The sequence below is a fragment of the Mycobacterium sp. NGS35 genome (genome assembly GCF_059812855.1).
The window spans coordinates 81849-107596 of the sequence record NZ_JCALDL010000011.1 but is presented as its reverse complement, the minus strand read 5'-3'; the positions used below and the strand labels follow the sequence as shown (position 1 = coordinate 107596).

Annotated in this window: 26 protein-coding genes; 15 read left to right on the top strand and 11 right to left on the bottom strand. The window is 67.0% G+C overall.

The window, feature by feature from the left end:
- Positions 1-56 precede the first annotated feature (56 nt).
- Positions 57-1988, top strand: coding sequence for an asparagine synthase (glutamine-hydrolyzing) (gene asnB, locus AC5Y4C_RS17365; RefSeq protein WP_499963929.1), 1932 nt, complete (start codon positions 57-59; stop codon positions 1986-1988).
- Here asnB and AC5Y4C_RS17360 read toward each other — a convergent pair.
- On the bottom strand, positions 1985-2956 hold the full coding sequence (locus tag AC5Y4C_RS17360; protein ID WP_499911617.1) for a carbohydrate kinase family protein: 972 nt from the start codon (positions 2954-2956) through the stop codon (positions 1985-1987). The genes asnB and AC5Y4C_RS17360 overlap by 4 nt on opposite strands.
- Positions 2957-2988: 32 nt before the next feature.
- On the opposite strand from AC5Y4C_RS17360, the gene AC5Y4C_RS17355 reads away from it, so the two are divergent.
- Entirely contained in the window at positions 2989-3624 is a 636-nt protein-coding gene (locus tag AC5Y4C_RS17355) for an Rv0361 family membrane protein (RefSeq protein ID WP_499911613.1), read from the top strand.
- A gap of 3 nt (positions 3625-3627) precedes the next feature.
- Here AC5Y4C_RS17355 and AC5Y4C_RS17350 read toward each other — a convergent pair whose 3' ends face one another.
- Entirely contained in the window at positions 3628-3990 is a 363-nt protein-coding gene (locus tag AC5Y4C_RS17350; RefSeq protein ID WP_499911610.1) for a HesB/IscA family protein, read from the bottom strand.
- 64 nt (positions 3991-4054) lie between these two features.
- The gene (locus AC5Y4C_RS17345) at positions 4055-5131 is read right to left on the bottom strand and encodes a glycerate kinase family protein (RefSeq protein WP_499911607.1); all 1077 of its coding nucleotides are present in this window, start codon (positions 5129-5131) and stop codon (positions 4055-4057) included.
- 35 nt (positions 5132-5166) lie between these two features.
- Here AC5Y4C_RS17345 and AC5Y4C_RS17340 point away from each other — a divergent pair, with 35 nt between their 5' ends.
- Genes AC5Y4C_RS17340 through AC5Y4C_RS17325 form a run of 4 tightly spaced genes read left to right on the top strand, consistent with a single transcriptional unit; the run spans position 5167 to position 8106 of the window.
- Positions 5167-5844 (top strand): DUF3043 domain-containing protein, encoded by a 678-nt coding sequence (locus AC5Y4C_RS17340; RefSeq protein WP_499911605.1) that lies wholly within the window; start codon positions 5167-5169, stop codon positions 5842-5844.
- A 5-nt stretch (positions 5845-5849) separates the two neighbouring features.
- Positions 5850-6344 (top strand): bifunctional adenosylcobinamide kinase/adenosylcobinamide-phosphate guanylyltransferase, encoded by a 495-nt coding sequence (locus AC5Y4C_RS17335; RefSeq protein ID WP_499911603.1) that lies wholly within the window; start codon positions 5850-5852, stop codon positions 6342-6344.
- Positions 6341-7387: a nicotinate-nucleotide--dimethylbenzimidazole phosphoribosyltransferase gene (gene cobT / locus AC5Y4C_RS17330; RefSeq protein WP_499963927.1), complete on the top strand. Its 1047-nt coding sequence runs from the start codon at positions 6341-6343 to the stop codon at positions 7385-7387. The genes AC5Y4C_RS17335 and cobT overlap by 4 nt, the downstream gene beginning before the upstream one ends.
- Complete coding sequence (locus tag AC5Y4C_RS17325; RefSeq protein ID WP_499914688.1) at positions 7384-8106, top strand: adenosylcobinamide-GDP ribazoletransferase; 723 nt, start codon at positions 7384-7386, stop codon at positions 8104-8106. The genes cobT and AC5Y4C_RS17325 overlap by 4 nt, the downstream gene beginning before the upstream one ends.
- On the opposite strand, the gene AC5Y4C_RS17320 is transcribed toward AC5Y4C_RS17325, so the two are convergent.
- Positions 8103-9209 carry a branched-chain amino acid aminotransferase gene (locus AC5Y4C_RS17320; protein ID WP_499914685.1) on the bottom strand — a complete coding sequence of 369 codons (1107 nt, stop codon included), beginning with the start codon at positions 9207-9209 and terminating at the stop codon, positions 8103-8105. The two genes, AC5Y4C_RS17325 and AC5Y4C_RS17320, sit on opposite strands and share 4 nt — an antisense overlap.
- A 22-nt stretch (positions 9210-9231) precedes the next feature.
- Positions 9232-10326: a glycine cleavage system aminomethyltransferase GcvT gene (gene gcvT, locus AC5Y4C_RS17315; protein WP_499963925.1), complete on the bottom strand. Its 1095-nt coding sequence runs from the start codon at positions 10324-10326 to the stop codon at positions 9232-9234.
- Positions 10327-10347: 21 nt separating this feature from the next.
- Here gcvT and AC5Y4C_RS17310 point away from each other — a divergent pair, with 21 nt between their 5' ends.
- Both AC5Y4C_RS17310 and AC5Y4C_RS17305 read left to right on the top strand, forming a co-directional pair.
- A complete protein-coding gene (locus tag AC5Y4C_RS17310; RefSeq protein WP_499963980.1) occupies positions 10348-11436 on the top strand; it encodes an adenylate/guanylate cyclase domain-containing protein in 1089 nt (362 codons plus the stop codon).
- A gap of 183 nt (positions 11437-11619) precedes the next feature.
- Positions 11620-11940, top strand: a complete 321-nt coding sequence (locus tag AC5Y4C_RS17305) for a hypothetical protein (protein ID WP_499914681.1) — start codon at positions 11620-11622, stop codon at positions 11938-11940.
- Positions 11941-11971: 31 nt separating this feature from the next.
- Here the strand turns inward: AC5Y4C_RS17305 and AC5Y4C_RS17300 are convergent, their stop codons facing one another.
- The 3 genes from AC5Y4C_RS17300 to AC5Y4C_RS17290 are packed head-to-tail and all read right to left on the bottom strand — an operon-like array spanning position 11972 to position 14890.
- Complete coding sequence (locus tag AC5Y4C_RS17300) at positions 11972-12985, bottom strand: hypothetical protein (RefSeq protein WP_499911590.1); 1014 nt, start codon at positions 12983-12985, stop codon at positions 11972-11974.
- Positions 12986-12998: 13 nt separating this feature from the next.
- A complete protein-coding gene (locus tag AC5Y4C_RS17295; protein WP_499963923.1) occupies positions 12999-14315 on the bottom strand; it encodes a Dyp-type peroxidase in 1317 nt (438 codons plus the stop codon).
- Positions 14316-14329: 14 nt separating this feature from the next.
- Positions 14330-14890 carry a hypothetical protein gene (locus AC5Y4C_RS17290; protein WP_499911584.1) on the bottom strand — a complete coding sequence of 187 codons (561 nt, stop codon included), beginning with the start codon at positions 14888-14890 and terminating at the stop codon, positions 14330-14332.
- Between the two features lie 61 nt (positions 14891-14951).
- Here AC5Y4C_RS17290 and AC5Y4C_RS17285 point away from each other — a divergent pair, with 61 nt between their 5' ends.
- The gene (locus AC5Y4C_RS17285; RefSeq protein ID WP_499963921.1) at positions 14952-16469 is read left to right on the top strand and encodes a leucyl aminopeptidase; all 1518 of its coding nucleotides are present in this window, start codon (positions 14952-14954) and stop codon (positions 16467-16469) included.
- Positions 16470-16511: 42 nt separating this feature from the next.
- Here AC5Y4C_RS17285 and AC5Y4C_RS17280 read toward each other — a convergent pair whose 3' ends face one another.
- Both AC5Y4C_RS17280 and AC5Y4C_RS17275 read right to left on the bottom strand, forming a co-directional pair.
- Positions 16512-18263: an SDR family oxidoreductase gene (locus tag AC5Y4C_RS17280; RefSeq protein ID WP_499963919.1), complete on the bottom strand. Its 1752-nt coding sequence runs from the start codon at positions 18261-18263 to the stop codon at positions 16512-16514.
- Complete coding sequence (locus AC5Y4C_RS17275; RefSeq protein WP_499963917.1) at positions 18260-18598, bottom strand: oxidoreductase; 339 nt, start codon at positions 18596-18598, stop codon at positions 18260-18262. Before AC5Y4C_RS17275 ends, AC5Y4C_RS17280 begins: the two co-directional genes overlap by 4 nt.
- 144 nt (positions 18599-18742) lie before the next feature.
- Between AC5Y4C_RS17275 and sucB the strand changes: the two genes are divergently transcribed.
- From sucB to AC5Y4C_RS17250, 5 genes are read left to right on the top strand one after another with little or no spacing between them, the layout of a single operon-like run.
- A complete protein-coding gene (gene sucB, locus AC5Y4C_RS17270; RefSeq protein WP_499911577.1) occupies positions 18743-20500 on the top strand; it encodes a 2-oxoglutarate dehydrogenase, E2 component, dihydrolipoamide succinyltransferase in 1758 nt (585 codons plus the stop codon).
- Between the two features lie 15 nt (positions 20501-20515).
- Complete coding sequence (locus AC5Y4C_RS17265) at positions 20516-21424, top strand: TIGR01777 family oxidoreductase (protein WP_499911575.1); 909 nt, start codon at positions 20516-20518, stop codon at positions 21422-21424.
- A gap of 12 nt (positions 21425-21436) precedes the next feature.
- Positions 21437-22096: a lipoyl(octanoyl) transferase LipB gene (gene lipB / locus AC5Y4C_RS17260; RefSeq protein ID WP_499963916.1), complete on the top strand. Its 660-nt coding sequence runs from the start codon at positions 21437-21439 to the stop codon at positions 22094-22096.
- Positions 22084-23013 (top strand): lipoyl synthase, encoded by a 930-nt coding sequence (lipA, locus tag AC5Y4C_RS17255; RefSeq protein ID WP_499911719.1) that lies wholly within the window; start codon positions 22084-22086, stop codon positions 23011-23013. Before lipB ends, lipA begins: the two co-directional genes overlap by 13 nt.
- 23 nt (positions 23014-23036) lie before the next feature.
- Complete coding sequence (locus AC5Y4C_RS17250) at positions 23037-23789, top strand: DUF4191 domain-containing protein (protein WP_499911571.1); 753 nt, start codon at positions 23037-23039, stop codon at positions 23787-23789.
- A gap of 17 nt (positions 23790-23806) precedes the next feature.
- Here AC5Y4C_RS17250 and AC5Y4C_RS17245 read toward each other — a convergent pair whose 3' ends face one another.
- The gene (locus tag AC5Y4C_RS17245; protein WP_499911569.1) at positions 23807-24214 is read right to left on the bottom strand and encodes an RDD family protein; all 408 of its coding nucleotides are present in this window, start codon (positions 24212-24214) and stop codon (positions 23807-23809) included.
- Positions 24215-24308: 94 nt separating this feature from the next.
- Between AC5Y4C_RS17245 and glnA the strand changes: the two genes are divergently transcribed.
- Positions 24309-25748: a type I glutamate--ammonia ligase gene (gene glnA, locus AC5Y4C_RS17240; RefSeq protein ID WP_499911568.1), complete on the top strand. Its 1440-nt coding sequence runs from the start codon at positions 24309-24311 to the stop codon at positions 25746-25748.

Here is a 25748-nt window from a genome sequence, read left to right as displayed (position 1 = left end):
CCCTCCGTCGAGGCAGTGAGGCGACCGGGCAACTCCGCGGTGCCATACTTGGCGCGATGTGCGGACTGCTGGCCCTGGTGCGTGACCCGTCGCCCGCAGGCACCGCCGTGCTGGTCGACGAGGTCGCCGAAGCGTCGCATCTGATGCGCCACCGCGGCCCTGACGAGCCGGGCACCTGGTCGGATGCGCAGGTGGTGTTCGGGTTCAACCGGCTGTCGATCATCGACATCGAGCACTCGCATCAGCCGCTGCGCTGGGGGCCGGCCGAGGACGCCGACCGATACGTGCTGGTGTTCAACGGAGAGATCTACAACTACCTGGAGTTGCGGGCGCAGCTGGCCGCCGAGCACGGCGCGGTGTTTCACACCGACGGCGACGGCGAGGCGATCATCGCGGCCTATCACTACTGGGGCGCCGGCGCGCTCTCGAGGCTGCGCGGGATGTTCGCGTTCGCATTGTGGGACACCGCACGAGGCGAACTGTTCTGCGCACGCGACCCGTTCGGCATCAAGCCGCTGTTCATGGCGACCGGACCGGGCGGCACCGCGGTGGCCAGCGAGAAGAAATGCCTCCAGGAGCTCGCCGGCGTGCTGGGCGCCGACCTCACGCTCGACGAACGCGCCGTGCAGCACTACACGGTGCTGCAGTACGTGCCCGAGCCGGAGACCCTGCACCGCGGTATCCGGCGTCTGGAATCGGGCTGCTACGCCGTCATCCGGCCCGGGCAGCCACCGCAGACCACCCGCTACTTCCAGCCGAGCTTCGCCGCGGTGCCGTTCGTCAACGGAAGCGAACAGGCCCGCTACGACGAAATCACCGCCGTGCTCGAGGACTCGGTGGCCAAGCACATGCGCGCCGACGTCACCGTGGGCGCCTTCCTGTCCGGCGGCATCGACTCGACGGCCATCGCCGCGCTGGCCATCCGTCACAATCCGCGCCTGATCACATTCACCACAGGCTTTGAGCGCGAAGGGTTTTCGGAGGTCGACGTCGCGGTGGCATCGGCCGAGGCGATCGGCGCCCGGCACGTCTCGAAGGTCGTCTCCCCCGCCGAGTTCGTCGAAGCGTTGCCCGAGATCGTCTGGTATCTCGACGAGCCGGTGGCCGACCCGGCACTGGTGCCGCTGTTCTTCATCGCCCGCGAAGCACGCAAACACGTCAAGGTGGTGCTGTCCGGCGAGGGCGCCGATGAACTGTTCGGCGGCTACACGATCTATCGAGAACCCCTGTCGCTCAAGCCTTTCGAGTACCTTCCCGGAAAGGTGCGCCGGTCGATGCGCAAGGTGTCAGCACCGCTGCCGGAAGGCATGCGCGGCAAGAGCCTGCTGCATCGAGGCTCGCAAACCCTCGAGGAGCGCTACTACGGTAACGCGCGCAGCTTCTCCGATCCTCAGCTGCGTGCGGTGCTGAAGAACTTCCGGCCGGAATGGACCCACACCGACGTCACCGCCTCGGTATACGAGCAGTCACGCGACTGGGATCCGGTGGCCCGCATGCAACATCTCGACCTGTTCACGTGGCTGCGGGGCGACATTCTGGTCAAGGCCGACAAGATGACCATGGCCAACTCGCTGGAGCTTCGGGTGCCGTTCCTGGATCCGGAGGTGTTCGCTGTCGCGTCGCGGCTTCCGATGCGGCAGAAGATCACCCGCACCACCACTAAGTACGCGCTGCGGCGCGCATTGGAGCCGATTGTGCCCGCGCATGTGCTGCATCGGCCGAAACTCGGTTTCCCCGTGCCGATTCGGCACTGGTTGCAGGCCGGTGAGCTACTCGACTGGGCGCACCAGATGATCGCCACCACGCAGGCCGACGAGCTGATCGACGTGGCCGCCGTGCGGCGGATGCTCGACGAGCACCTGGCCGGCACCAGCGATCACAGCCGCCGGCTGTGGACGGTGCTGATCTTTATGCTGTGGCATGCGATCTTCGTCGAGGGCAGCATCGTGCCGCGGATCAGCGAACCCCAGTATCCGGTACAGATTTAGAGCGCTGAGGCAATCTCGTCAGCGGCGTCCTGGCCGTACGCGCCGGCGAGGCGCGACAACGCGGCCTCGCGATCCCAGTGCCATTGCTGGGTTCCGTTCGTCTCCAACACCAAGACTGCGACCAGCGAGCCGAGCTGCGCCGAGCGCTCCAGCCCGAGCCCAGCGCTGCGGCCGGTGAGGAAGCCCGCTCGGAATGCGTCGCCGACTCCGGTCGGATCGACCTTGCTGGTTTCGGGTACCACGCCCACGTGCAATGAGCTGCCGTCGCGGCTGACCAGGTCAACTCCCTTGGGTCCCAACGTCGTAACGCGCAGATCGACTTGCGCCAACACGTCGTCTTCGGTCCACCCCGTCTTCTGCAGCAGCAGATCCCATTCGTAGTCGTTGGTGAACAGGTAGGTGGCCCCGTCGATCAACCTGCGGATTTCCTCGCCGGAAAGGCGGGCCAGCTGCTGTGAGGGGTCGGCGGCAAACGCCAGCCCCAACCGGCGGCACTCGTCGGTGTGCAGGAACATGGTGTCGGGATCGTTGGCGCCGATGATCACCAAATCCGGTGTGCCGATGGCGGACACAATCTTCTCCAGGGAGATGTGCCGGGCCTGCGACATCGCGCCCGGATAGAACGACGCGATCTGGGCCATTTCGAGATCCGTGGTGCAGACGAACCTTGCGGTGTGTTCGGACTGCGAGATCAGCACGTGGTCGCAGTTCACGCCGTGCTCTTGCAACCACTCGCGGTAGTCCGCGAAATCCATGCCTGCGGCACCGATCAGCACTGCATCGCCGCCGAGCACGCCGATCGCATACGCCATGTTGCCGGCCACGCCGCCGCGGTGCACCACCAGATCGTCGACCAGAAAGCTCAACGAGACCTTCTGCAGATGGTCGGCCAGCAGCTGCTCGGAGAACCTGCCCGGGAAGCGCATCAGGTGGTCGGTCGCAATGGAGCCGGTCACGGCAATCGTCACGTGGTCATCCTTTTCACGCTAGCCTGCGTACCATGGCCGGCCCGTACCAGCAGTACTCCGACCCTGCCCTTAGTCCGTCGAACTATAGCGACCCGTCCCCCAGGCCAGATCAGCCCGCCGCCGCATCCGTGTACCCCGGTGCGCTGCCGCCACCGGTGCCGTATCCGAGCCGGCGCCGCTGGCGGCTGGTACTGGCGGTGCTGGTGGTGCTCGCCGTGGTGGCCGGCGCAGTCACTGCGGTGGTGTATGCGGTCAACGAGGGCTCCGGCGACAGCAGCACCGCTGTGGGCGGACGGATCAGCGAAACCGCGGCCAAATCCGCGATCCAGAACTACCTCACCGCGCTGGAGAGAGGCGATACGGACATCGTCGCCCGCAATACGCTGTGCGGGCTGTACGACAAGGTCAAGGACAAGCGGTCAGACCAGGCGTTGGCGCGGCTGCTGTCCGACACCTTCCGCAAGCAGTTCTCCAACGTCGAGGTGACGTCGATCGACAAGATCGTCTACCTGTCGCAGTACCAGGCACAGGTGCTGTTCACGATGCAGGTGATCCCGCTCACCAGGGGTTCGCAAAAACGCCAGGAACAGGCCACCGCCCAGCTGCTGTCCCAGGGCGACCAAGTGCTGGTATGCCAGTACCTGCTGCGCGGCGTGGGTCAGTACTGACCGTCAGTTGAACGAGTCCCCGCACGCGCACGATCCGGTGGCGTTCGGGTTGTCGATGGTAAAGCCCTGCTTTTCGATCGTGTCGACGAAGTCGATGGTGGCGCCCTGCATGTAGGGCGCGCTCATCCGGTCCACCGTCAACGTCACACCGCCGAATTCGGCGGTCAAATCCCCGTCGAGCGACCGGTCGTCGAAGTAGAGGCTGTACCGCAGGCCCGCGCAGCCACCGGGCTCGACCTGAATACGCAAGACCAGGTCGTCACGGCCCTCCTGGTCGAGTAGGGCCTTGGCCTTCGCGGCTGCCGCGTCGGTCAGGATCACGCCATGGGTGGCCGTGCCGGTAGCCGACTCGCCCTGAACAGTCATTGCGTCTCCTCAACAAGCTTGACTGGCCCGAACCTTCGAGCTCACGTGTTCAACGGTACCTTGTTCAGCCGCTATTCCCGTATTCCAGCGCAGCCCTGTGAGCCATTCCCGTCAGCTGGTTCGTCGCGTCGGCGATGGCCACGTCCACCGAGCCCGCGTACTCCGCCAGCGAATATGCCGCGGCGACGCCGGCCCGCCTCAGCGTGACCTCGTCGAGGGTCACCTGTCCGGCCAAGACCAGCACTGGGGTGCCGTCAGCCGCTGCGGCCAGCGCGCTGATCACCTTTCCGTGAAGCGACTGATCGTCGAACCGGCCTTCGCCCGTGATGACGAGATCGGCGGCCGCCAGGTCGTGCGCCAGCCCGGTGTGCGCGGCGATCACCGCAGCCCCGGATTCCCGGCGTGCACCCAGTGCCAGCAGCGCGGCCCCGAGCCCGCCCGCGGCGCCGGCACCCGGCAGGTCGCGGACACGGCGGCCGGCGACAGCGTCCAGCTCGTCCGCCCACCTGGTCATGCGCTCCTCGAGCACGGCGACGGTGAGTGCGTCGGCACCCTTCTGCGGGCCGAACACCCGTGCGGCACCCATTGCGCCCAGCAGCGGGTGCTCCACGTCGGTGGCCGCGATCAACTCGGTGCCGGCCAGCCGGTCGCGCGCCCGCGTCAACCTGGAGCCTTCTGTGCTCCTCACGTCCGCGGCGAGCGCGTCCACCATGCCCCGGCCGCCGTCGGTGGTGGCGCTGCCGCCGAGGCCGACGACAATCCGGCCGGCTCCGGCGTCCAGCGCCGCACCGATCAGCTGGCCCACCCCGCGGGTGTGCGCTGCCAACGCGGTCCGTGGAGTCGGCGGCCCGCCGAGCAGGGCCAGGCCGCACGCCTGCGCGCATTCCAGATACGCCGTCGGGGCGTCGAACACCCAGCTCGCCGCGACGTCGCCGTCCAGCGGACCCGAAACCCACGCCGTCCTGCGCTCGCCCAGCCGGCTGGCCAGCACGTCGACAAACCCTGGGCCGCCGTCCGATTGCGGCGCGCGGATCACTTCGTCGTCGGGTCGGGCCTGCGCCCAGCCGGCGGCGATCGCGTCGGCGGCGTGCACGGCCGACAGCGAGTCGCCGAAGCAGTCGGGAGCGATCAGCACACGCATGATCTCCGCACTGTAAGGGCAAGTACCCTGGCGGCGTGAGTCTGCTGGGCCGCAAGAAGCCGTCGACGGAAGAGCCGCCGGCCGGTGATGCCGCCGAGTCGGACGTCGACTCTGCCGCGCAGCCGGGAACCCGCAAGACCACCGCACCGAAAGGTCGGCCGACGCCCAAACGCGACGCCGCCAGACGCCGCGGACCCGTGGCTCCCGCCCCGATGACCGCCGCGGAGGCCAGGCGGCGGCGTAAGGAGGTGGCGGGGCGCAAACTGACCCGCGCCGAACGCCGGGAGGTCCGCGCCGAGCAGCGCGAGCGGTCGGCGCAGCGGCGAGAGCGGATGATGGCGGGCGACGAAGGCTATCTGCTGCCCCGCGACAAGGGGCCGGTGCGCCGCTACGTGCGTGACGTGGTCGACGCCCGGCGCAACCTGCTCGGTGTTTTCATGCCGGTCGCGTTCGGCATGGTGTTTCTGATGCTGGCGATTCCGACACCGCAGATGAACGCGCTGATTTCCCTCGGCATGCTGGTGTTGGTGGTGATCATGCTTGTCGACGCGGTGCTCTTGAGCCGCAAAGTGAAAAAGCTGGTCGACGCAAAGTTTCCAAAGAATACCGAATCAGGTTGGCGGCTGGGCTTTTACGCCGCGAGCCGCGCGTCGCAGCTGCGCCGGATGCGGGCACCGCGGCCGCAAGTCAAGCGCGGCGATCCCGTAACCTGAGCGCCGTGCGCACACTGGTGCTCGGCGGAATCCGGTCGGGCAAATCACGATGGGCAGAGGCGGCGATCGCAGAGTCGGTGAGCGCAGAAGAACATGTCTGCTATGTCGCCACCGGGCCCGCTGCCAACTCCGATCCCACATGGTCCGAGCGCGTCGTCAAGCATCGCAGCCGTCGGCCGCGACACTGGGCGACCGTCGAAACGTTCGATGTCGCAACGCTATTGCGCCAGAACCCCACCACTGCAACTCTGGTCGACGACGTCGGCGGCTGGCTGGCGGCCGACCTGGATCGGTCCGACGCTGGCGAATTGCTCTCTGCCATCGAGGCTTTCACCGCGCCACTGGTCGTCGTCAGCCCTGAGGTCGGCCTGACCGTGGTGCCTGCCACCGAATCCGGCCGGCGATTCGCCGACGAGCTGGGATTGCTCAACCAACGCCTCGCCGACGTGTGCGAGCGCGTGGTGCTGGTGATAGCGGGACAGCCGGTGGCGGTGAAATGACCGACTTCACCGACATCGCGGCGCCGGACGCCGAGGTCGCCGCGGCGGCCCGCAAGCGCCAGAATTCGCTGACCAAACCGCCCGGTTCACTCGGCCGGCTCGAGGAACTGTCGGTGTGGGTGGCTGCCTGTCAAGGTCTCTGCCCGCCAAGGCAATTCGAACGCGCTCGGGTCGTGGTGTTCGCCGGCGACCACGGTGTCGCGACGGCCGGGGTGTCGGCGTACCCGCCGGAGGTCACCGCCCAGATGGTGGCGAATATGGCCAACGGTGGCGCCGCAGTCAACGCGCTCGCCGCAGCCGCCGGCGCCGGCGTGCGGGTGGTCGACATCGCCGTCGATTGCGAAACGCCACTGAGCCCGCAGGTAAGTGCACACAAAGTCCGCCGCGGCAGCCGCAACCTGGCGGTCGAGGACCCGCTGACCACTGATGAGGCCCGGGCCGCGATCGAAGCCGGCAGGCGGATCGCCGACGAAGAGGTGGATGCAGGCGCAGACCTGCTCATCGCCGGCGATATGGGCATCGGAAATACCACGCCCGCAACGGCTTTGGTCACAGCGATTACCGACACCGAGCCGGTGGCGGCGGTGGGCCGCGGCACCGGGATCGACGACGCCGCCTGGATGCGCAAGACCACCGCCGTGCGCAACGCGATGTACCGCGCGCGACACCATGCTGGCGATCCGGTCGCGCTGTTGACCCACTGCGGCGGTGCGGATCTCGCTGCGATGGCCGGGTTCTATGCGCAGGCCGCGGTGCGGCGCACGCCGGTGCTGCTCGACGGCGTCGTAGTGACCGCCGCCGCGCTGGTGGCTGATCTGCTCGCGCCGGGTGCGCGGCAGTGGTGGCGAGCAGGGCACCGCTCCACCGAACCAGCGCACGCGCTGGCGCTGGCGCGACTCGGACTGCAACCGATCGTCGAATTGGACATGCGACTCGGCGAGGGCACCGGCGCGCTGGTGGCGCTACCGGTCCTGCGGGCAGCGGTCGCCACGCTGGCGTCGATGGCGACGTTCGACGAAGCCTCGGTCTCGTCAAACTCGTGATCCGTTCTGTCGCAAGCGCTTTCGGGTTCGCTACCGTGGTGCCGCTGCACGGGACGACGGTGGGGCGTGGCACGCTCACAGCTCTTCCGCTGGTGGGTGTTGCACTCGGCGCATTGGGAGCGGGGGTGCTTTCGGCGGCTGAGTGGGCGTTCGGGCAGCACAGCCCACTGGCGGGTCTGCTGACGGTCGCGGCGCTGTTGGCCGCCACTCGGGGCCTGCATGTCGACGGGCTAGCCGATACCGCCGACGCGCTCGGCTGCTACGGGCCGCCCGAGCGCGCGCTGGCGGTCATGCGCGACGGCTCGGCGGGGCCGTTCGGAGTGGCCGCGGTCGTCGTCGTCGTCGTCGCCCAAGGATTGGCATACGCCGACATCTCGCCTGCCGCGGTGGTGACGGCGGTGACGACGGGGCGGGTCGCCGCGGTGTGGGCGGCTCGGCGCGGCGTACCGGCGGCGCAGGGCAGCGTGCTGGGGCGGCTGGTGGCGGGCACGCAGCCGCTGACGGTGGTCGTGGCCTGGACGCTCGTCGCGGCAGCTGGATCGGCGCTGGCCACCCCACGACTCTGGCAGGGGCCGATTGTCGTGGTGGTGGCGCTCGTCGTCTCTGCGCTGCTGGTGGCGCACTGCGTGCGCAGATTCGGCGGCGTCACCGGCGACGTGCTCGGTGGGGCGATCGAGTTGACCACCACGCTGACGGCGCTGGGCCTCGCAATCAGTTAATCGAGCCGCGCCATCCAGCCGTGCGTGTCGGAGAACGTGCCGCGCTGGATGCCGGTGAGCGTGTCGCGCAGCGCCATCGTCACTTCGCCGGGCTGACCGTCGGCAATAGTGAACTCGCCGTCGCTGTATTTGACGTGCGACACCGGCGTGATCACCGCCGCGGTGCCGCACGCGAACACCTCGGTGATCTCCCCCGCCGCGGTCTTCTTCTGCCACTCGTCGACGTCGATCTTGCGCTCTTCGACGGTGAACCCTGCGTCGGTGGCCAATTGCAGCAACGAATCTCGCGTGATGCCCGGCAGCAGCGTGCCGGTGAGTTCGGGGGTCACCAGCCGTGCCGAGCCGCCGCTGCCGAACACGAAGAACAGGTTCATGCCGCCCATCTCCTCGACGTAGCGGCGCTCGACGGCGTCCAGCCACACCACCTGGTCGCACCCGTTGGCGGCGGCTTCGGCCTGAGCCAGCAGCGAGGCCGCATAGTTGCCGCCGAACTTCGCCGCACCCGTGCCACCCGGTGCCGCGCGGACGTACTCGGTGGACAACCACACGCTGACGGGCTTGATACCGCGCGGGAAGTAGGCCCCGGCCGGCGACGCGATCACCATGTAGCGGTACTGCTTGGCGGGCCGCACACCGAGCCCCGGCTCGGTGGCGAAGATGAACGGCCGCAGGTACAGCGACTCTTCCCCGCCGGCCGGCGGCACCCACGCGCCATCGACGGCGATCAGCTGGCGCAGCGACTCGATGAACACCTCGTCGGGCAGCTCCGGAATGGCCAGCCGCCGCGCCGACGACCGCAGCCGGGCGGCATTGGCCTCAGGCCGGAACGAGACGATCGACCCGTCGGCCCAGCGGTAGGCCTTCAGGCCTTCGAACACCTCTTGGGCGTAGTGCAGCACGATCGCCGACGGGTCCAGTTGGATCGGCCCGTACGGCATCACCCGCGCGTTGTGCCAGCCGTCAGCGTCGGTGTAGTCGATCGACACCATGTGATCCGTGTGATGCAGGCCGAACGGCGGATTCGTCATGATCGCGGTCCTCTGCTCGTCGCTCGCCGGATGCGGGTTGCGTTCGACGGTGAACTCGAGAGGGCCGGTTTCCATGCGGCGATTGTACGTCCGGGCGCTACCGGGTTTTGGCGTCGACGAACGGCGGATCGACCACCTCGCACTCTAGCCTGCGGCCGCGAACGTCGACGTCCACGCGTTGTCCGGTTTCGATGCCCGCAGACGTGTCGAGCAACGCCAGCCCGATGCCGAGTTTCAATGTGGGAGAGAATGTTCCGGACGTAGTCACGCCCACGGGAGTGTCACCGGACAGTACGGTCAACTCGGGCCGCAGCACGCCGCGACCGGTCGCGCGCAGCCCTCTCAACAAGCGGCGCGGCCCCGCCTGCCTCTCGGCGAGCAGCGCGTCGCGGCCCCAGAACGCGTCCTTCTGCCAGCCGATCGCCCACCCACAGCGAGCCTGCAGCGGCGAAATCTCAAGTGACAGCTCGTGGCCGTGCAGCGGGTAGCCCATCTCGGTGCGCAGCGTGTCGCGTGCTCCCAGACCGGCCGGCTCGCCCCTCGCTGCGCGCACTGCCTCTAACAGCGCGTCGAAAACCGCTGACGCGGCGTCCCAGTGCGGCAGCAACTCGTACCCGTGCTCGCCGGTGTAGCCGGTGCGGCACACCCGCACCGGCACGCCATCGAACCGCGCGTCGACGAATCCCATGTAATCCATGTCGACCGGCAATCCCAACTCGGCGAGCACATCGGCCGACCGGGGACCTTGCACTGCCAGAACGGCATATGATCGGTGCTCGTTCGTCACCGAGATCCCTTCGGGCGCAGCAGCTTTGAGGGCAGCGGCCACTGCCGCGGTGTTGGCGGCATTCGGTACCAGGAACAGTTCGTCGTCAGCGACGTAGTAGACGATCAGGTCGTCGATGACGCCACCGGATTCGTTGCAGCACAACGTGTATTGCGCCTTGCCCGGGCGGATGCGGCGGAGGTCGTTGGTGAATGCGGAGTTGACGAACTCCGCGGCCCCGGGTCCGCGCACCGACGCCTTGCCCAGGTGGCTGACGTCGAACAGTCCGACGGCCTGGCGGGTGGCGTTGTGCTCGGTCACCGTTCCGGCGTAGGACACGGGCATCAGCCAACCGCCGAATTCGGCGAACGTGGCGCCCAGTTCGCGGTGGCGGTCTTCAAGCGGCCCGTGCTGGATGTCCGTCACGGCCGATACCCTAGACCGGTGGTGGATTTCGACGGGCTCGAAGCCGCCGGAATTGCGAATGCCCGCGACCGCGCCGGTCTGATCAAGTACCTGGACAGCCTCGGATTCACCACCGAGGAGATGGTCGAGGCCGAGCGCCGCGGCCGGCTGTTCGGCCTGGCCGGCGACGTGCTGCAGTGGTCGGGGCCGCCCGTCTACAGCTTGGGCACGGCTGCCGAGGCGCTGGGTGTGGCCGTCGACGAGGTGGCCCATGCTTGGGCGCTGCTCGGCTTGACGGTGGCCGGTCCCCACCAACTCACGCTGAGCCAGGCCGACGTCGACGCGCTGGCGGCGTGGTTTCAGATGAAGGCGCTGATGGGCGCGGACGGCGCGCAGGGGCTACTGCGGGTGTTGGGCTCGGCGATGGCGCGGCTCGCGGAGGCCGAGTCGGCGGTGGTCCGCACGGCCAGCCCCGACATTCAGATGGATCACACGCACGACGAGCTCGCCACCGCACAGGCGTACCGCGCGGTCGCAGAATTCATCCCCCGTCTGTCCGCCTTGATCGACGTGGTTCACCGCCATCACCTGACCAGCGCACGAACCTATTTCGAAGGCGTCATTCGTGATCCGACAGCCAACAGCGTGGCGTGCGGCGTCGGGTTCGCAGACCTGTCCGGCTTCACCGCGCTCACCCAGGTGCTGCCGCCGGCTGAGCTGTCGATGTTGTTGACGCAGTTCAACGCCACCGTCAGCGACGTGGTGCATGCCAGCGGCGGCCGGGTGGTGAAGTTCATCGGCGACGAGGTGATGTGGGTCAGCCCGACGCCGCAACGGCTCGCCCAGACCGCGTTGGACCTGGTTCACCACCCCAAGGCGCAGCAGGCAGGCCTGCAGGTGCGCGCCGGGCTGAGCTACGGCGACATGCTGGCCATCAACGGCGACTACTTCGGCAATGTGGTGAACCTTGCGGCCCGGCTGGTGGCCGCAGCCAAGCCCCGCCAGATCCTCGTCACGCAGGTCCTGCACGAGCAACTGCCGGACGAAGCCACCGTCGCCCTGCATCCGTTGACGCTCAAAGGATTTCACGCCCCGGTTGCAGCGTACGAGCTGCGTCGCGCATTGAGGTAGTGCTGGACCTGACTGGTCGCGGCGATTGCACCCATACCTCGAAGGTTGGTTACACGATGACGAGCATGACCTATCAGCGACGAGGTCACCTCCTTCGACGAGCAGTCAGGTGACGCGACGATGAAAATGCGCGTACAGTTTGTCGCCAGCGCTTGCTGAAGGCGCCGCGACAAAGGGGTAGATATGCCCACGCCATTCACCTATGTCGTATCGAGCGTGCTGACACTCGCCGCTACTACCGTTGGATTGGCCAGTTCACCGTCCGCTGCGGCGGAATGCGTCAGCAGCGGCGGCGCCACCATCTGCAGCCAGGGCGACGTCCGCAGCGCCGACGCCCCGGCGCCATCGTCGAGCGGACCGTACTGGCCGTATCCCTGCGAGGACGACTGGCTCTGCGACACCGGCGATTTGTCAATCATCGTGGATCCGGGACCACCGAACCCGGGATTACCCGACTTCGGGCTGCCCGGCAGACCCGGCAATCGGCCGGGCCGGCCCGGCTAGAAAGCGCCTATGCCGCCGCGCCGGCATGCACTCACTTCATCGTCGCGAGGTTGTGCCACAGGTTCTGAAGGCTGTCGGTGCCGCCGAAGAGCGTGGTGAAATTAGTCGAGTCGACGAGCACGATGTCTCCGGCGCGGTTGCCGCGAGGCGGCATCCAGATAAGTGCATTGAATTCCGTGTTCCCTGCCCTCGTGTATGGATGGGGGCGCAGGCAATCGATTCGCTGGCGGCCCAGCACGCGAACGAAGTCACTTTCGGGGGCCGTGAGCTCGTAGTGCGGTAGATGCGGATGGAAGTTGAGGGTGGACACGTTCTCCAGCAACTTCGGCCCGTCGAGGTCGCGGAACCCGGTCAGCGGTGCGATCTCGTTGGTCCCGTCGACGACGGCCGGACGCAGTCCCCATTTGTTGTGGACCGGTACGTCGAGCGCTTTCATCAACGAGCGCGTGTACTGGCCGAACCGCTGCTGCCGCGGCACCAGCGGGTCGCCGTGATGCTGGTACTCGACTTGGCGTTGTGAAAAGTCATCGGTGAAGCCGACGTCGTGGTGTGGAGCCAGCAGCAGGCAGGTGCCTTCTCGCGTCAGCCACGCTCGGATGGCCTCGATTTCGTCTGCTGCGGCTTCTTGTTCACTGAGGATGTGGTCGAGCCCGAACACCATCAAGGTGTCGGTGTCGGCAAGAATGCGTTCGTCGATCGGCAACTGGTAGCCCGCTTGGTCGATGCGCTGGAACACCGCAACCGCATGACCGGTGGCTTCGCCCGCGAGTTGCTGAAACGCGAGCGTCGAGCGGTGAAAGAGCTCGAGAGTTCCGGCGATGCCCTGCAGGAAGTGCGCGGCCGCGTATTCTTCGGTTTCGTAATTGGGCCACAACACGTTTCGGACCTCGGTCATGGTGGAGAACCGGTTGTACATCTGGCCCGGATCGCGTTGGGCTTCCCACGGGTAACTCCACGTCCAGTAGATGCTGATCCGCCGGCCATCGGTGTGCGGACGCCGAATGTGGCTCTGGTTGTAGGTTCTCGGCGCGGCAAGTGTGGCCATGGTCATCCTTCGATCAGCCAAGTGTTGCGAGATAGCGCATGGCGTTGATACCCGGCAAGAAGAAATACGCGCCACCGGTCAATGTGGTGAACGCCGGAAGTCCTCTCAGGACCTTGCGGATCGGACGCGTGGGGATCTTGAATTCCATTGTCCCGTCTTGCGTTCCGCAGATCGGATCGTGCTCGTTGCCGAGTTCGTGGAAGGTGCGGTCGTTGATCCACACATTCTGCGCGAACTCGAACTGGCGGACGAGGTCGGCGCAGATGATGAATGCGGCGATGCCGCGGTCCACCCCGTCGTCCGGCGCACCGTCTGCCAGCGCGGGACCGTAGGTGGCCCCTCGGCGAATCATCCTGCGCCGGTTCACGTTGTGCGCGGTGTCGCGTGGATTGAGCCGCCTCGCATGCGCTCCGAGCGGGCAGGCATAGCCGAACGGGTCCATCTCCTTGTAGTTGAAGTCGTTGTTGCGCATAGGATCCGCGCCGAGGTACGGATCGTCCTTTTCGGGTGCCAGCACCAGCGGGGCACCGCTGCGCCACCTACCCATGAACTTGGCGGCCAGCAGTTCCTGCTCGTCAGCGGTGTCCGCATTGTGCCGCAGATAGTCGCGAAAGAGCCCAACATGTTCCTGCAGTCGCCGGTATGCCGCGTATGTCCCGTTGCGCGACAGCACGTTTGGTTGTGGTTGGTTGGTGGCAGGTCCGACCTCGTCGGGATATCCGAGCAAGAATTCTCCCGGCTTGACCGGTGCACCCGAACCGGGTGTCGGATCTTGGCCGGAGCCCTCGATCACCGGCTGCGAAAGCCGGTCCCGAAAGCCGAAGTGGTCGTGCGCATAGTTGAACGGCGGCGTCGCATTCAAGTCGAGATACGAAATCCGGCGCACGCCGTCGCACCGGCTTACCAGGTCGTCATGTGCTTCCGTTGCCCGTGCGTGTTCGGCGTCGTCACGCGCGAACAAGATCGCGATCGCGTGCAGGTCGGCGCCCGCCAGGCCGCCCACCCAGTTGTTCGGATGGTTCCGGCCGGTGTCGCCCAGGATGTCAGCGCGGGCAGCCATACCTTCGCGGAAGGCCTCCGGGAAGGTGGCCAGCGACTCATCCGGCACACCCAGCGCCCGCAGCCCATTCCACGTGAAGCCGAGTGTGACCCAGCGTTTGGTGTTGTCCATCGTCTGCGGCACGGACGCCGCAGATTCCACGACGTCCACTAGTTCCGACAGCCACGCTCGACCGCCGGCTGGACCGTCGAACGACAGGAATTCGTAGCGGCCCGTCATCGAAGGGGTGCGGGTCAGCAGGATGTGCTGGATGTCGTCGAGCTCGATCATCGGCGGCCGTCAGGTCATTGCATCTGGTCGAGCATGTCGGAGAACGCAGCCTTGAGCCGCAACGCCTTCTTGATTTCGTCAGCGGTGACGAACGGGTACTCGCCGTACTCCAGGAAGCTGGGGAAGTGATGCTCCCGGACGAATTGGACGAACGCCGCAGGGTTCTGCTTCCAATCTGCCGGGAAGCCCTCGAGGTTGGTGAAGACGGTCGTGATGCCGGTCTGGCTGAACAACTGCACCGCATCCTCGGTGTACTTGTCGAAGTCGGTGTCGAAGATGCCTTGGTATTGGAAGTGCAAACCCGAGCCCACATCGAACAGCAGCCACTTCAGATAGTGCAGCTTCAGGGGCGCCAGCACATCGGGGGTCGTCTTGACGGCCTCCTCGATCTTCTTGCCGTGAGCCCGTATAGCGTCCTCGCACCCTTCCTTGACCTTGGCGATGATCGAAAAGCCGTAGCATGCCGGAGTGCGCGGAAAGACCGGGCCGTACCGACCACGCTCGAGTTCGAAATAGCCCTCCTTCGGGATGGCCATCGCCGCAGGGTTGGTCCACTCGAATTCTGTGGCAGACATCGTCGCTCCCAGGTCCGTGAGCGGACACTAGCACTCGGTGAGGCATTTAGGGTGGGTTCCTGTGAGCACACAATTCGGGTACCAACCGCCCTCGGTCGCTGTCAGTTCGTCGTTGCCCAAGCGGGGTGTGCCCGGCTCCGTTCTGCTCGTGCCGGTCGCCGGCGTTGACGAGCGTGCGACGGTGCTGGCCACGCCTCCGTATGTGGACGCCGACGCGGTCCGCGCAATCGAAGATGCGCTGGCAGCGCTCGGTGCCACTGGCGGCGAAGGGCAGCTCCACCGCGTCGTGGTGCCTGCACTGCCGGTGGCCAGCGTGCTCACCGTCGGCCTGGGGCAGCGTAAAGACGACTGGCCGGCCGACCAGGTGCGCCGCGCCGCCGGAGTCGCCGCCCGATCGCTGGACAAGGCGCAGACCGTGATCACGACGCTGTCGGCGCTGGATCTGGGTGCCGCCGTCGAAGGGCTGATCTTGGGTGCCTACAAGTTCAACGAGTTCCGCAGCGCCAAAACGGCGCCCAAGGAGCCGGGGCTGCGCAAGATCACGGTGCTGACACCGGATACCAAGGCGTCGACCAAGGCCGAAGCCGAGCGCGCCACCGCGATCGCGGGGGCGGTCGCCACCGCCCGCGACTTCGTCAACACCCCGCCCAGTCATCTGTTTCCGGCCGAATTCGCTTCTCGTGCAGAGGCTTTGGCGACAGATGCCGGGTTGGCGGTCGAGGTGCTCGACGAGAAGGTGCTCGCCCGCAAGGGCTACGGCGGAATCATCGGCGTGGGCAAGGGCTCGTCGCGCCCGCCGCGGCTGGTCCGGCTCACGTACCGCGGCGCAAAACGCCGCGGCGGCAAGACCGTCGCACTGATCGGCAAAGGCATCACGTTCGACACGGGGGGCATCTCGATCAAGCCCGCACAGAACATGCACCACATGACCTCCGACATGGGCGGCGCCGCTGCGGTGATCGCCACCACGGTGCTCGCAGCCCGCCAACGGTTGCCGATCGACGTCATCGCCACGGTGCCGATGGCCGAGAACATGCCGTCGGGCACCGCGCAGCGGCCCGGCGACGTGCTGACCCAGTACGGCGGCACCACGGTGGAGGTGCTCAACACCGACGCCGAGGGGCGGCTGATCCTGGCCGACGCGATCGTGCGTGCCTGCGAGGACAACCCCGACTATCTCATCGAGACGTCCACACTGACCGGTGCGCAGACCGTCGCGCTCGGTGCGCGTACCCCAGGCGTGATGGGCAGCGACCAGTTCCGCGACCGGGTGGCCGAACTCAGTCAGCAGGTCGGCGAGAACGGCTGGCCGATGCCGCTGCCCGAAGAACTCAAGGATGACCTCAAGTCCACGGTCGCCGACCTGGCCAACGTCAGCGGATCGCGCTACGCCGGAATGCTGGTCGCGGGAACGTTTTTGCGCGAGTTCGTCGCCGACGGCGTGCAGTGGGCGCATCTGGACATCGCGGGGCCGGCGTACAACACGGGCGCACCGTGGGGTTACACCGGCAAGGGCGGCACTGGTGTGCCGACGCGCACAATGTTCGCAGTCCTCGAGGACATCGCCGCCAACGGCTAACCTTCGCGGCTCAGCGGCTCAGCGGCTCAGCGGCTCAGCGGCTCAGATGACCTGACCGCGCGCCGTGCTGCGAAGCGCTTGCGGCGCAACGCGGGAGGCGCCGTACAACAGGTAGGCCTCTGGTGTCACTGGACGGATCGGCTTGTTCTTCCGCACCGCCGAGACGATCGCCTTCGCCGCCTTCTCGGGACCGTAATGCCTTGCGGCGAAGAACTTTTCCCACTGTTTGCGCCGGCCGGAGACAATGGCATCCTTGCCGGGCGGCGCGTCGAACCGCGCGGTTCCGACGATGTTGGTCTGCACCGGCCCGGGGCACACGGTGGTCAGACCCACTCCGGCGGCGTCGAGTTCGGCGCGTAGGCAGTCGGAGAACATGTACACCGCCGCCTTGCTGGTGCAATAAGCGTTGAGCGACTGCAGCGGAGCGAACGCAGCCGCCGATGCGATGTTCACGATGTGCCCGCCAGTGCCCCGCTCCACCAACCGGCGCGCGAAAGCGCGGCAGCAGTTCACCACGCCGCCGAGATTGATGTCGAGCACGCGATCCCATTGCTCGGCCGGAGTGTCCAGGAATCGGCCGGCCTGACCCACACCGGCGTTGTTCACCACGATGTCGGGCAGCCCGTGGTCGGCGCACACCTCGTCGGCGAACGCTTCGACGGCAGCAGCGTCGGACACATCCACCGTATAAGCGTGCGCGACCCCGCCGTGCGCAGCGATCTGCGCCGCGGTCTCCCGCACAGTGGCTTCGTCGATGTCGCTGATCACCAATTCGGCTCCCAGCCGGGCGAATTCGAGTGCCGTGGCTCGGCCGATCCCGCTGCCTGCGCCGGTGACCGACACGAGTGTGTCGCCGAACTCCTTCCTCGCCCGGCCGACTTCGGCACGTCGCATCGCCCGCGACGGCGGCCGCCCCTCCACGACGTCGACCAGCTCACCGACCGACGCGGCGAGCACCTGCGGATGCGAGAACGGCGACCAGTGACCGGCTTTGACGTCGCGGCGCCACAACCGCGACACCCAGCGTGACTCGTCGTCGTAAGAATGCTTGCGCACGAACTGATCTCGCGCGTTGACGATCAGCTGGACGGGCACGTCGACGTAATGGTCGTACCGCACGTTGGCGATCGCGTGGTAGAAGTTCGCGGGATACACCTTTATCGAATTCGCGGCGTCGCGCACGAATGTGTCAGCGTGGTGCATCCGCGAGCGCGGCGTGCCTTCGGTCACGCTGATCAGCCGGCTGAAATTGCGCTCGGTACAGATGAGTCGCACGACCGCGGGAATCAGGGCGCCGACGGAGAACGGGATCGGATAGGAGATCCGCACGGCTTGGTCCAGCGCCCACAGGAAGCGCCGAATCCGCCAGGGCCGCCGAAGGTTTCCCAACACGTAAGCCGCGAGGTGGTCGAGACTCGGTCCGGACACCGACGTGAAAGACGCCACGCGGCTGGGTGCCTCGTCGCGGTACAGGTACTCCCACACCGCGATCGAGCCCCAGTCATGGCCCAGCACGTGCACCGGGCGGTTCGGGCTCACGGCGTCGAGCACGGCGGCGAAGTCGTCGGCGTAGCGGGCCATCGTGTAGTCGGCGATCTTGCGGGGCGACGAGGAGCGGCCCACTCCGCGGTTGTCGTACGTGACCACGCGGAAGCGGTCGGTCAGCAGCGGCACCACCGCGTCCCACAGCACGTGCGAGTCAGGCCAGCCGTGCGCCAGCACCACGGTCGGGCCGTCGGAATTGCCTTGCTCGTAGACGGCGATGTCCACGTCACCGCTGCGGACGAAAGTCATGTGTCGGCATCGTAGGCGCGCCGGCGGGCGGCGCGGCGGCGGGCGTCGTAGTCACGCATCCGCTGTGGATAGCCCACCCGCTGCACGTCGTAGACGGGGATGCTCAACTGCTCGCCCAGCCGGCGGGCGGCCGCCGCACCCCCGACCCGTCGCCGTGTCCATTCCCCGTCGGCCGCCACTAGAACCACGGTCACATCGGTGACGCTGGTTTGTGGTTCGACGTACGCCTCCACCCCGGTGCGGGCGCGCGCCCAGTCGAGCAGGTAGCGATGATCCGCGGCGTCTGTGCCGGAGCCGCGGCGACCCGCGTTGCGAAATCTGTCGAACAATCCCAACGAAACGGCTCCCCTGTCACGTCGTCTTCGATAGTGCCACGTTGTCGGAGGACCCCGAGGGGTTCAGCAGTGGGCGTTGTGGGCAAAGATGATGTGGTAAGCCAGAGGTCGACGCGTCCGACTGAGCTCGAGGAGTCAACAAATATGGCCTTCTCCGTGCAGATGCCAGCACTCGGTGAGAGCGTGACCGAAGGCACCGTGACCCGTTGGCTCAAGCAAGAGGGCGACACGGTCGAACGCGACGAGCCCCTGCTCGAAGTGTCCACCGACAAGGTCGACACCGAGATTCCCTCCCCGGCGTCGGGCGTGCTGAAAAAGATCGTCGCGCAGGAGGACGACACCGTCGAGGTGGGCGGTGAGCTCGCGGTCATCAGCGAGGACGGCGAAGCCGGCGGCGACGAGGGTGGTGACGACGAGGCCGCCGAGAGTGCCGAAGAGGAGAAGCCGGCCGAGGAACCGAGCGCGCAGCCCGAGCCGGCCGCCGAGGAGACGGAGGAGTCCGGGGAAACCAAGCCGGAACGCGAAACCAAGCCGGCGGCGTCGTCGGGGGGCGGTGAAACGACCTCGGTGAAGATGCCCGAACTCGGCGAATCGGTCACCGAGGGCACGGTCACCCGCTGGCTGAAGAAGGTCGGCGACAAAGTCGAGGTTGACGAGCCGCTACTCGAGGTGTCCACCGACAAGGTCGACACCGAAATCCCGTCCCCGGTTTCGGGAACGCTGCTGTCGATCACCGCCGAAGAGGACGACACCGTGGAAGTCGGCGGTGAGCTGGCCAAAATCGGCGAGCCCGGCGCCGACGGCGGCCAGAAGCCAGAAGACAAAACGCCTGAACCCGAAGAGAAGAAACCCGAGCCGAAACCGGAGCCGGAGAAGCAAGCGGAACCCGAACCCGAACCCGAGCTCACGGAAGAACCTGAACCTGAGAAGGAACCCGCGGCGTCGTCAGACGGTGACGGCAAGCCGTACGTCACTCCGCTGGTGCGCAAGCTCGCTGCCGAGCACAACGTCGATCTTGCGAAGGTCAAAGGCACCGGGGTCGGCGGACGGATCCGCAAGCAGGACGTGCTGGCCGCCGCCGAGAAGGCGAAGGAGCCGGCCACCGAAGAGCAGCCCCAGCCGCAACCGCCCAAGGCGCCCGCGGCGGCCGAGCAAAAGCCTGCGCCGGCGTTGGCGCATCTGCGCGGCACCACTCAAAAGGCCAGCCGCATCCGTCAGATCACCGCGAAGAAGACGCGCGAATCTCTGCAAGCCACAGCGCAACTCACGCAGACCCACGAAGTCGACATGACGAAGATCGTGGCGCTGCGGGCACGCGCCAAGAACGAGTTCGCTGAACGCGAGGGCGTCAACCTGACGTTCCTGCCGTTCATCGCGCGAGCGGTGATCGACGCGCTGAAGATTCACCCGAACATCAACGCCAGCTACAACGAGGAAACCAAAGAGATCACCTACTACGACGCCGAGCATCTGGGCATCGCGGTCGACACCGAGCAAGGCCTGCTGTCACCGGTGATCCACAACGCCGGCGACCTGTCGCTGGCCGGCCTGGCCCGCGCGATCGCCGACATCGCCGCGCGTGCCCGCAGCAACGACCTGAAGCCTGACGAGCTGTCCGGCGGCACGTTCACGATCACCAACATCGGCAGCCAGGGCGCCTTGTTCGACACCCCGATCCTGGTCCCGCCGCAGGCCGCGATGCTGGGCACTGGCGCGATCGTCAAGCGGCCGCGGGTGATTGTCGACGAACTCGGCAACGAGTCGATCGGCATTCGCTCGGTGTGCTACCTGCCGCTCACCTACGACCACCGGCTGATCGACGGCGCAGACGCAGGACGGTTCTTGACGACGATCAGACGCCGGCTGGAAGAGGGAGCGTTCGAGGCCGACCTGGGACTCTGACGGGGACGCGAAACCGTGGCCGATGCACTGATAGCGATCGCCGGGTCGTCGGGACTGATTGGGTCGGCACTGGTCACCGCGCTGCGCGCGTCGGACAACCGCGTCGTGCGGATCGTGCGCCGCGCCCCGGCCAACGCCGACGAGCTGCACTGGAATCCCCAGGCCGGCGAGTTCGACCCGGCGGCGCTGCACGGCGTCGACGCAGTGGTGAACCTGTGCGGCGCGGGTGTCGGTGACAAGCGGTGGTCGGGCGCCTACAAGCAGCAGCTGCGGGACAGCCGGATCGCGCCCACCGAGGTGATCTCGACCGCGGTCGCCGAGGCTGGCGTGAAGGTGCTGATCAATGCCAGCGCCGTGGGGTATTACGGCAACACCGGCGATCGGGTGGTCGACGAAACCGCCCCTGCCGGAACGGGTTTCCTCGCTCAGCTGTGCCAGGACTGGGAGGCTGCCACCCTGCCCGCACAGCAGGCCGGGGCCCGAGTGGTGCTGGTGCGAACCGGGCTGGTGCTCTCCCCCACCGGCGGCCTGCTCGGCCGGCTGCGTCCGATCTTCTCGCTGGGCCTGGGCGCCCGGCTGGGCAACGGTCGCCAGTACATGCCGTGGATCAGCCTCGAGGACGAGGTGCGGGCGCTGCTGTTCCTGATGTCGCACGAGCTGTCGGGTCCCGTGAACCTCACCGGGCCCGCGCCCGTCACCAACGCCGAGTTCACTGCTGCGCTGGGCCGCGCGGTGAACCGCCCTACTCCGCTGCCCTTGCCAGCGTTTGTGTTGCGGCGGCTGCTAGGCGAGTTCGCCGACGAGGGGCTGCTTGCCGGTCAGCGGGCCATCCCGGCGGCGTTGGAGCGCGCGGGTTTCACGTTCCACCACAACACGATCGGCGAGGCGCTGTCGTACGCGGTGTCGGGTGCCGCTGTGCGCTAGTACCGTCGAGGCATGCGTTCGATCCGGGCCAGTGCCGCACCGATCGAGGTGCGTCAGTCGGGCACCCTCGGCTACGAGCAGGCCTGGCAGCTGCAGCGGGAGCTGGTCACCGCCCGGGCCGACGGCGGACCGGATGTGTTGTTGCTGCTCGAGCATCCGCCGGTATACACCGCCGGAAAACGCACGGCGCCGCACGAACGCCCGCAAGACGGCACGCCCGTCGTCGACACCGACCGCGGGGGCAAGATCACCTGGCACGGGCCCGGCCAGCTGGTCGGCTATCCGATCATCCGGTTGGCCGACCCCATTGACGTGGTGAAATACGTTCGCCGCCTTGAAGATTCGTTGATTGGCGTGTGCACTGAGCTCGGCTTGGCCGCCGGTCGGGTCGACGGCCGGTCCGGAGTTTGGCTGCGGTCTCCGGACCGCAAGGTCGCCGCGATCGGAGTGCGGGTGCAGCGCGCCACCACCATGCACGGCTTCGCGCTGAATTGTGACTGCGACCTGGCGGCGTTCTCGTCGATCGTGCCGTGCGGAATCACCGATGCGGGTGTCACCTCGATCAGTCGGGAACTCGGGCGCCGCGTCGGCGTCGACGACGTACGGTCCCGGGTTGCCGACGCGGTGTGCACCGTCCTGGACGGCCGCCCGGCACTAGCATCGATGCCATGACCGCCCCGCGGAAGCTGCTGCGCCTCGAGGTGCGCAACGCGCAGACACCGATCGAGCGCAAGCCACCGTGGATCAAGACCCGCGCCAAGATGGGCCCGGAATACACCGAGCTGAAGAACTTGGTCCGCCGCGAGGGCTTGCACACAGTGTGTGAGGAAGCCGGCTGCCCCAACATCTACGAGTGCTGGGAAGACCGCGAGGCGACGTTTCTGATCGGCGGCGAGCAGTGCACCCGCCGCTGCGATTTCTGCCAGATCGACACCGGTAAGCCTGCCGAGCTGGACCGCGACGAGCCGCGGCGGGTCGCCGAAAGTGTGGCTGCGATGAGCCTTCGCTATGCCACGGTCACCGGGGTGGCGCGCGACGACCTACCCGACGGCGGCGCTTGGCTCTACGCCGAGACCGTGCGACAGATCAAGCAACTGAACCCCGGCACCGGCGTCGAGTTGCTGATCCCGGACTTCAACGGCGAACGGCAGCTGCTGGCGCAGGTATTCGACGCACGTCCGGAAGTATTGGCGCACAACGTCGAAACGGTCCCCCGAATCTTCAAGAGCATCCGGCCCGCGTTCCGCTACCAGCGCAGCCTCGACGTGCTGACCGCCGCGCGTGACGACGGGCTCGTCACCAAAAGCAACTTGATTCTCGGCCTGGGTGAGACCACGGATGAGGTCCGCACAGCGCTGGCCGACCTGCGCGACGCCGGCTGCGACATCGTCACGATCACCCAATATCTGCGCCCGTCGGTGCGCCACCACCCGGTGCACCGCTGGGTGCACCCCGACGAGTTCGTCGAGCTCGCCGAGTTCGCGACCGGCCTGGGCTTCGCCGGGGTGCTGGCCGGGCCGCTGGTGCGCTCGTCGTACCGGGCCGGGAGGCTGTATCGGGAGGCGATCACGGGCCGCGCCCGGGCGTAAGCCCGACCCGTATTCTTGGCTGCATGGCCAAGACCCGCGATCCCAACGCCATCAAGGCCGCCAAAGCCGAGGCGAAGGCAGCCCGCAAGGCCGCCGCGAAAGAGCGCCGAGGCCAGCTGTGGCAGGCGTTCCAGATGCAGCGCAAAGAGGACAAGCGGCTACTGCCCTACATGATCGGCGCGTTCGTGCTGATCGTCGGCGTCGCGGTGGCGGCCGGCCTCTACCTCGGCGGCCTCGCCGGGTTGACGCTTATCCCGCTCGGGGTGGTGCTGGGCGCCCTGGTCGCGTTCATCATCTTTGGCCGGCGCGCGCAGAAATCGGTGTACAGCAAGGCCGAGGGACAGACCGGCGCGGCTGCGTGGGCTCTGGAGAACATGCGCGGCAAGTGGCGGGTTACGCCCGGGGTGGCGGCGACGGGCCACTTCGACGCGGTGCACCGAGTGATCGGGCGCCCCGGCGTGATTCTGGTCGCGGAGGGGTCACCCACCCGCGTGAAACCGCTTCTGGCGCAAGAGAAGAAGCGAACGGCCAGGCTGATCGGCGATGTTCCGATCTACGACGTCATCGTCGGCAACGGCGAGGGTCAGGTGCCGCTGGCCAAGCTGGAGCGCCATCTGACGAAGCTGCCGGCCAACATCACGGCCAAGCAGATGGATTCGCTGGAGTCGCGGCTGGTCGCACTAAGCAGCCGTGCGGGCGCGGCGCAGATGCCGAAGGGTCCGCTGCCCAGCCAGGCGAAGATGCGCAACGTACAGCGCACGGTCCGTCGGCGCTGAGTTCTCGCTCGCGGCTGCTACCGCCGCACCACCGCGGTGGCACTAAGCCGGTCTTGCAGCCCGCGGCCGTTCGAGTCGACGAACAACGGCGGCACCACCAACGCGATCAGCAGCCCGCGCACCACTGCGCGGCCGAGCCCTACATGACGTCGGTGGTCGGTGGACACCACCATCAGAGCGAGCGCGAACTGGCCCGGTGTGAAGCTGAAGAGCCGCACGAAGATCACGCCGATGACGAACCAGACGGCGAGCACGGCGGTTGACAACGCGGCCTGCGTCAGCAAGCCCACGGCCAGGGCTAGTGCGGCCAAGCCGTAGGCGATGAGCCAGTCGACCGCCAGCGCCGCGAGCCGGCGACCGAACGAGGCCACCGCGATGCCGCTATCCACCGCCATGCGCCCCACCATAGAGCCCGGCTGTTCCATTGCGTAACGTCGGCGCAACATACGGTTGACTGGCGTGCAACATCGGCTCCCTAGCGTCGGCCGCGGGTTAGAGAAACAAAGGAGACCTCCAACAGTGGCAGATATGACACCCGATGACGTGATCAAGCTGATCGCCGACGAGGAGGTCGAATACGTCGACGTCCGATTCTGCGACCTGCCCGGCATCGTCCAGCACTTCACCGTTCCTGCGTCGTCGTTCGACCAGACGGTGTTCGAAGAGGGACTGGCCTTCGACGGTTCGTCGATCCGCGGCTTCCAGTCCATCCACGAGTCCGACATGCTGCTGCTGCCCGACCCCGGCACCGCCAAAATCGACCCGTTCCGCGCCGCCAAGACGCTGAACCTGAACTTCTTCGTGCACGACCCGTTCACGCTGGAGCCCTACTCGCGTGACCCGCGCAATGTCGCCCGCAAGGCCGAGAACTACCTCAAGAGCACCGGCATCGCCGACACTGCTTACTTCGGCGCCGAGGCCGAGTTCTACATCTTCGACTCGGTGTCGTTCGACGTGAACCGCGCCAACGGCGCGTTCTACGAGGTCGACGCGATCTCGGGCTGGTGGAACACGGGCGAGCCCACCAATGCCGACGGCAGCCCGAACCGCGGGTACAAAGTTCGCCACAAGGGCGGCTACTTCCCTGTCGCACCCAACGACCAGTACGTCGACCTGCGCGACGCGATGACCACGAACCTGATCAACGCTGGCTTCGTCCTGGAGAAGAGCCACCACGAGGTCGGCAGCGGCGGCCAAGCCGAGATCAACTACAAGTTCAACACGCTGCTGCACGCGGCCGACGACATGCAGCTGTACAAGTACATCGTCAAGAACACCGCGTGGCAGCACGGCAAGACGGTGACGTTCATGCCGAAGCCGCTGTTCGGCGACAACGGCTCGGGCATGCACACCCACCAGTCGCTGTGGAAGGACGGCGAGCCGCTGTTCTACGACGAGTCCGGCTATGCCGGCCTGTCGGACACCGCCCGCCATTACATCGGCGGGATCCTGCACCACGCGCCGTCGCTGCTGGCGTTCACCAACCCGACCGTCAACTCATACAAGCGGCTGGTGCCCGGATACGAGGCGCCGATCAACCTGGTGTACAGCCAACGCAACCGCTCGGCGTGCGTGCGCATTCCGATCACCGGCAACAACCCGAAGGCCAAGCGGCTGGAGTTCCGCTGCCCTGACAGCTCGGGCAACCCGTACCTGGCGTTCTCGGCGATGATGATGGCCGGGCTCGACGGCATAAAGAACAAGATCGAGCCCAACGCTCCGGTGGACAAGGACCTCTACGAGCTGCCGCCGGACGAGGCCGCAAACATCCCCCAGGCGCCCACGTCATTGTCAGCAGTGATCGACCGCCTCGAGGAGGATCACGAATACCTCACGGAGGGCGGCGTTTTCACGCCCGACCTGATCGAGACGTGGATCAACTACAAGCGCACAGAAGAGATCGAGCCGGTGCAGATCAGGCCGCATCCGTACGAGTTCGCACTCTACTTCGACGTCTAG